The 6,615-nt window shown below is 55.3% G+C and carries 7 protein-coding genes; 6 read left to right on the top strand and 1 reads right to left on the bottom strand.

Annotated elements, in window-relative coordinates:
- Positions 1-66: 66 nt before the first annotated feature.
- From VLH40_07305 to rmuC, 6 genes are all read left to right on the top strand, one after another.
- Positions 67-477: a type II toxin-antitoxin system VapC family toxin gene (locus VLH40_07305; GenBank protein ID HSV31811.1), complete on the top strand. Its 411-nt coding sequence runs from the start codon at positions 67-69 to the stop codon at positions 475-477.
- A gap of 312 nt (positions 478-789) precedes the next feature.
- A complete protein-coding gene (locus VLH40_07310; GenBank protein HSV31812.1) occupies positions 790-1,056 on the top strand; it encodes a glycogen-binding domain-containing protein in 267 nt (88 codons plus the stop codon).
- 198 nt (positions 1,057-1,254) lie between these two features.
- Positions 1,255-2,004: a class I SAM-dependent methyltransferase gene (locus tag VLH40_07315; GenBank protein HSV31813.1), complete on the top strand. Its 750-nt coding sequence runs from the start codon at positions 1,255-1,257 to the stop codon at positions 2,002-2,004.
- 44 nt (positions 2,005-2,048) lie between these two features.
- A complete protein-coding gene (locus VLH40_07320; GenBank protein ID HSV31814.1) occupies positions 2,049-2,453 on the top strand; it encodes a heme-binding protein in 405 nt (134 codons plus the stop codon).
- Between the two features lie 248 nt (positions 2,454-2,701).
- Positions 2,702-3,127 (top strand): alternative ribosome rescue aminoacyl-tRNA hydrolase ArfB, encoded by a 426-nt coding sequence (gene arfB / locus VLH40_07325; GenBank protein HSV31815.1) that lies wholly within the window; start codon positions 2,702-2,704, stop codon positions 3,125-3,127.
- Between the two features lie 132 nt (positions 3,128-3,259).
- The gene (rmuC, locus tag VLH40_07330) at positions 3,260-4,792 is read left to right on the top strand and encodes a DNA recombination protein RmuC (protein ID HSV31816.1); all 1,533 of its coding nucleotides are present in this window, start codon (positions 3,260-3,262) and stop codon (positions 4,790-4,792) included.
- 21 nt (positions 4,793-4,813) lie between these two features.
- Here rmuC and VLH40_07335 read toward each other — a convergent pair.
- A partial coding sequence (locus tag VLH40_07335; GenBank protein HSV31817.1) for a methyl-accepting chemotaxis protein occupies positions 4,814-6,615 on the bottom strand: 1,802 nt, incomplete at its 5' end.

The raw sequence follows: 6,615 nt of genomic DNA on the forward strand, positions 1-6,615 counted from the left end.
CCTGTGGCAATGAAGCGCACCTGTGGCAATGAAGCGCACCTGTGGCAATGAAGCGCACCTGTGGCAATGAAGCGCATTGCACTGGATACTAATGCCTACGTTGCATATAAACGGGGAGAAAAAGAGGCGCTGGAAATAATCCGAAGTGCCCAGGAGTTAGGAATTAGCGTAGTGGTTTTGGGCGAGATGTTGAGTGGCTTTTCCCTGGGAAGGAACGAAGAGCGGAATCGCCTCGAGTTGGCTCAGTTCCTGGATTCTCCGAGGATGACTGTTCTTTCTGTCGATGAGGAAACACCTGAATACTATGCCCGGATTTTCCTTTCCCAACGTAAAAAGGGGAAGCCGGTTCCCACCAATGATCTATGGATTGCCGCCACCGCCCTGCAAAATGGTTTTGCCTTATTCTCCCATGATGCCCATTTTCAACAGATTGAGGGGTTGATCTCCGGTTGCCGGAAGAGTGATTTTTTACCTTGAGCGATTGGGTGGGGTATTGGAATACCTGGGGCGGAATGAATCGTGATAGGGAAAAACAACGAAGAACGGAGACAGGAAAAGATGCCGGACTTTATGAATTACAGTCATCTGCAAGAGGAAAAACCCTTGGATGTTGGGGTGGTCGGTGAATAGGAGAGGCATCGAATCCGGGAGCTGGCGAAACGTTGGGCGGAAATCAAAGGTGAAGACAAAATGCAGGAAAGAAAGAGACTGGGGAAGGCTCTGAAGGAGTAGAATCAATGATATAATCTTCCATAGTAAAAGAATCAAGACAAGAGGGGGGTTACTGCGGTGAATTCTGGAAAGAAACGAGTGCTCTTTACGCTTTACTCTCCCCAAGCGGAGACGGTTTACCTGGCTGGTTCTTTCAATGACTGGTCCCCGATTTCCGACCCCATGAAAAAAGATAATGATGGTATATGGAAAAAGACTAAAATGCTTTCCCCGGGGGACTATCAATACAAGTTTGTCGTGGATGGTAACTGGGAGCTCGATCCCACCTGTCAGAATACCATATACGATTCATTGGGGGTGCTCAATCACAGTATCCAGGTTTGAGAAGCTTTGTTACGCCCTGCGAAGGTCGTTGTTTGGAAATGTTTTTTATTCTGAGAGAACGGAAGGGGATTTTTCCTATGAGCTGGATTCCTATCCATAACGATGGGAGAAGGAGGCTTTTTAAAGCATAAACGGCTGATTCGATATGCAAAAATGGGCCTCGGATCAGTAATTTGCCCCGGGGTGAGGAATTGATCAATGGATTCTCACGACATCAAGACATATCGCCTATACGATGAGCTGGCATGGCTTTTTCCTATCCTGACTCCTCCTGAAGAATATGCTGAAGAAGCGGAGTGCTGGAAAACAGTTCTTAGAAAAAACCTGGGTCCTGGCCGACACCGGATACTCGAGCTGGGGATCGGCGGTGGACACAATCTATCCCATCTTACTGGTGAATTCGAAGCCACGGCGGTTGATCTTTCTCCGCTGATGCTTGAACAATGCCGGAAGTTGAATCCGGACGTTACTCTTCACCTCGGAGACATGAGAAACGTCAGGCTGGGAAAAATCTTTTCGGCTGTCCTGATTCACGATGCGATCAACTATCTGCTCAATGAGAAGGATTTGTTCCTGACCTTCGAAACCACCGCCGCTCATCTGCTCCCCGGAGGACTCTTGATTGTCGGTCCTGACCACTTCCGTGAAACCTTTCAAGACCGGCGAAGCGAATACGCCACGCATACCAGGGATGGACTCGAACTCACTTATTTCGAGCATACTTTTGATCCCGATCCGGCAGGAACATCTCTTGAAACAATCATGGTTTATATGCTTCGGGAAGGGGAGAAACTCGATCTTCAGTTGGATCGGCATGTGACCGGGATTTTCTCGAAAGCGACCTGGGATCGTCTTTACCGGGAAGCGGGGTTCTCATATACTGAATGCGAATTCCATCTGCCCTCACTCGATCAGCCCTATATCCTCCTGGTCGGTGTGCGTCAGTGAAGCCTGTCAGACAGGTGATATTTTATTCCAGGGAGGAATTGATCATGAGCAAGAAAGTCGATTTGGCCGCAGCATTACGAGTAATCGAAGCCGCCCGGGAAAAGGCCGAGGAAATCGGGGTACCCATGGATATTGCCGTGGTTGACGAAGGCGCGAATTTGGTCGCTTTCCAGCGGATGGACGGGGCTTTGCTGGGTGCGGTGGATATTGCCATGAACAAAGCATACACGGCTTGCAGTTTGAAGACGGATACTGGAGAACTGGCCAAAATCGCTCAACCGGGCCAACCGGTTTTCGGTGTCCACATCAGTAACCAGGGCCGGATCATTATCTTTGCCGGAGGCGTTCCCATCAAAGATGGAGAAAAGGTGGTCGGGGCAATCGGGGTCAGTAGCGGTTCCCTCGCCCAAGATCAAGCGGTCGCCGAGGCGGGAATCGCGGCGTTCTGATAAATTTTATATTTCCACTCTCAACTCTCCTTGGCCTTTTTGCTTCGAAAATGCGGTGATTTCGGCGGCTGATTTATGCAACTTAGGCCCAGGCTTCCTTCATTTTTTTGCAGCAAAATTACTTGTTGCAGTAGAATCAAAGTTGAGTTATTAATAACCCGGGACTCCGCAAGATACCGGCAAAGCCAGAGCCGCTTAAGAGTCCTCTACGGCTTGTACTTTTCACCGGTTCCAGCTATTCTGGGAGTATGCTGAAGGTCGGTTACAATCTATTCCTCGCTGAAAACGAGCTTACAGAAAAATTCATACGTTCCGGAGGACCGGGCGGACAAAACGTGAACAAAGTCTCCACCGCCGTCCAACTCCGTTTCAACGTTCGCCTTTCCCCCTCATTACCTGAACCGGTACGGGAGCGCCTGCTGTATCTGGCCAGAAACCGTATCACCGCCGATGGGGTACTGGTCATCGAGGCCCACCGTTTCCGTACTCAGGAGGAAAACCGCCTCGCTGCCCGCGAGCGGCTGACCTCCCTCATCCGCCAGGCCATGGAAACCCCCCGACCCCGGCGGCCCACCCGACCTTCCTTCTTGGTCAATACCCAACGTATCGAGCATAAACGCCGTCATGGCCAGCGGAAAAAGTGGCGGCGTAAGATCCGTGAAGGGGAGGATTGAAGGAGGGTAAGCTTTCCCGGAAATCGCCCGGTTGCAAAGGAACAAAGCGGCCTTCGCTGCAGCGGGGATCCTGAAACCGGGGAAAATTTTTCCGGACTATCGTACCGCGTTGCGTCATGAAAGGAACAAAATATGACTGACCTGTATCCCCTGCTCAACCTGCTCCTGCTTACGGTTATTCTGGTGATTGTCCTTATTACATCCAGCAAAACCGGCGGGTGTGATCGCCTGAAAGGTTCCACCCTGGTCCGGGGATTGCGCGAGGAGCTTCGCCTGGTCCGGGAGGAATCCGCTCAGCACTCCCGAGGTCTGCGGGAAGAGGTTTCCCGCTCGCAAACCCTGGCTAACGAGGTGCTGGTCCGTATGGTGAATACCCTGGGGGATAACCAGAAAGGGCTCCTGGAAGGATTGACTCGGGCCACCCGGGAGTCGGCCGAAGGGACCCGGCGAGAAATCGAGGCTCTCAGTCAGCGGGTGGTCGAAACCCTGCGGGAAATCCAGGCCGCCAATGAGACGAAACTGGAGGCGGTGCGAAACACCGTTACGGGGCAGCTCCGATTGCTTCTTGAGGACCAGCGTCGGCAGGAGGGCGAAGTGGTCTCGACCTTGAACGCTCTGCGGGAAGCCAGCCGCCACGACCAGGAGAGGGCCCGGAGCCTCCTTGAGGTCCAATTCCGCCAGATCCAGGAGAGTAACGAGAAAAAACTCGATGAAATGCGGCTGACGGTTGACGAGAAGCTCCACACCACGCTCGAAAAGCGGCTGGGTGAGTCTTTCAGGCTGGTCAGCGAACGGCTGGAAGCGGTCCAGCGCGGTCTGGGGGAGATGAAGACGTTAGCCGACGGGGTGGGCGATCTCAAACGGGTCCTGAGCAACGTCAAAGAACGGGGGACCTGGGGGGAGTACCAGTTGGGAGCTATTCTGGCAGAAATTCTGACCCCGGACCAGTACGCGCAAAATGTGCGTCCCCGGGAGGGGGGAGAGAGCGTGGAATTCGCTGTCAAGCTTCCGGGCAAAGATCTGGATTCCGATGATCCGGTGTGGCTTCCCATCGATGCTAAATTCCCGAAAGAGGATTACGAGCGGTTGCTCGAGGCGGTGGAACGTTCCGACGCCGAAACGGTAAAGGCGGCGACCGGCTCTCTGATGGTTGCCGTTCGCAAATCCGCCCGGGAGATCCACGACAAGTATATCGCTCCTCCGGCCACTACCGATTTCGCGATCATGTTCCTTCCCACCGAAGGACTGTATGCCGAGGTTCTCCGCCACCCCGGTTTTCATGACGAACTGCAGACCAGGTACCGGGTGCTGGCCGCCGGTCCCACCACTCTTTCGGCCATTTTGAACAGCCTGCGGGTCGGCTTCCAGACCCTGGCCATCGAGCGGCGTTCGCACGAGGTGTGGCGGGTGTTAGGAGCGGTCAAGTCCGAGTTCGGTAAATTCGGCGCCATGCTCGAGAAAATCAAGCGGCAACTGCACACCACCTCCAACACCATCGAGCAAGCCCAAACCCGTACCCGGGCGATGGAACGGAGCCTGCGCGACGTCGAACGACTGCCCGAGGAGGCCCGGGATCTCCTGGAGCTACCGGATGCGGAAGAAGGGGAGCAGATAAATTCGCGCCCCATACCCGGCAGGCCGGGGGACGGGGCGCGAATTTCTTGAGCGAGGCTTAAAGTAAGATGTTCACACCTTGAAGTGTCCCACCATGCCCTGAAGTTCCTGAGCCAGTTTGGCCAGGGACTCGCTGGCTGAGGTGATTTCCTCGAGCGAAGCGCTCTGTTCTTCCGTGGAGGCGGAAACTTCTTCGCTCCCGGCCGCGTTTTCTTCGGATACCGAGGTGATGGAACCAAGGCTTGCGGTGATGGCCTGGATCCGTTCGGTCATGTCTTTGACCAAACCGGCGTTGTCTTCCGAGAGAGTCCCCACTTCCTCGGCCTGATTGAGGGATCTGGCCTGGTTCTTCCGGGTTTTCTCGAAAGTGCCGGCCAGAGACCGGAGGCTCTGGATGGAGCTTTCCACCGCGGTGAGGATGGTCTGGAAGCTCCGGGTCACTTCGTCACTCTGGGTTACCCCGCTTTCCACCTTCTTCGCCGCCTTGTCCATGCTGGCTACCGCCTGTTGGGTGTCTTCCCGGATCTGGGCGATCAACCGGGCGATCTGCTGGGCGGCCTGGGCCGATTCCTCGGCGAGTTTACGCACCTCCTCAGCTACCACCGCGAACCCCCGGCCCGCTTCCCCGGCCCGGGCGGCCTCGATGGCCGCATTGAGAGCCAGGAGGTTGGTCTGCTCGGCGATCCCGGTGATCATCTCCACGATCTTGCCGATCTCCTGGGAGCGGGTATCCAGGGTCTCCACCGCCCGGGATACTTCTCCGGCCACCTCGGCGATGGAGTGGATGTTGCCGGTGAGAGTGAAAAGGACCTCCTGGCCCTTATGGGCCTCTTTGCGGCTGTGTTCCCCTTCGGTCATGGTGGCCTGCATGGCCGCCTCGATTTCCCCTAAAGACCGGCTCCCTTCCCCCAGGCCGGCGCGCATTTCCTTAAGGAGGGTGAGGTTGCGGGCGGTGGTCTGGTTCACCGTGGCGGCCTTGGCCGCGATCTCCTCGGCCTGCCGGTTCACCTGGTCGAGTTCCTGGCTTTGCTGGGTGGAGCCCTCGGCGATCTGGCTGATGGTCTGGGCCACTTCCTGGGTGGCCTTGGAGACCTCCTCGACGGAAGAGGCAAGTTCCTGGGAGGAGGCGGCTAAAGTCGAGGAGGTGTTGATGGTGTTTTGGATCACTTCCAGCCATTTGGCGGCCATCTTCTTAAGCGCATGTCCCAGGGATCCCAGTTCGTCGTTCCGTTTTAAAAGCGTGGCCGGAACCTCTATAGTCAAGTCCCCTTCGCCTAAGAGGACGGCTTTCTCGGTGGCGGAACGGATGGGTCGGGACAGGGAAATTCCCACGAAGTAGGCGATGAGTATGCCTATGGCCAATACGACAGCCACCAGAGTGAGGATGGTGTTCCGCAAAGTGTTCACTCCGGCCAGGACCTCTTTTTCCATGGCCCCTACCGCTATGCTCCAACCGTTCACGCCGATGGGGGCGAAGCTTACGATGTGTTCGGCGTCTTGGAAGACGTAGGTACCGATTCCCCGTTCTCCGGCGGTCATCCGGGTCATCAACTGCGCTACAGACTCAAATTCGGGTTTGGTTTTCGCTTCCTCGATGTAGTTGACCTGGTTCATGACCAGTTCCCGATCCTCGTGCGCGATCAAGGCGCCCTCTTGGTTTATGATATAAGAGCCTCGCGTACCGAAGCGCAGGCCGTCGGTTACCCGGATAAGGTCGTCACCACCGCGTACACCCGCCAGAACGCCTACTATCTCACCCTCCGAGCGGATGGGAGTGGCATAAACGATCAATAAGTTATTATCCACTGTGCTGATAATGGGATCGGTTATAACTGTATTTCCCTGGCGAGCCTCTATAAAAAACTCCATATCGC

The organism is Atribacteraceae bacterium, assembly GCA_035477455.1.
GTDB lineage: Bacteria > Atribacterota > Atribacteria > Atribacterales > Atribacteraceae > DATIKP01.

Coding starts and splice junctions, on each gene's coding strand:
- VLH40_07305 (HSV31811.1), top strand. CDS start 67: ATGAAGCGCATTGCACTGGATACTAATGCCTACGTTGCATATAAACGG.
- VLH40_07315 (HSV31813.1), top strand. CDS start 1,255: ATGGATTCTCACGACATCAAGACATATCGCCTATACGATGAGCTGGCA.
- VLH40_07320 (HSV31814.1), top strand. CDS start 2,049: ATGAGCAAGAAAGTCGATTTGGCCGCAGCATTACGAGTAATCGAAGCC.
- arfB (HSV31815.1), top strand. CDS start 2,702: ATGCTGAAGGTCGGTTACAATCTATTCCTCGCTGAAAACGAGCTTACA.
- rmuC (HSV31816.1), top strand. CDS start 3,260: ATGACTGACCTGTATCCCCTGCTCAACCTGCTCCTGCTTACGGTTATT.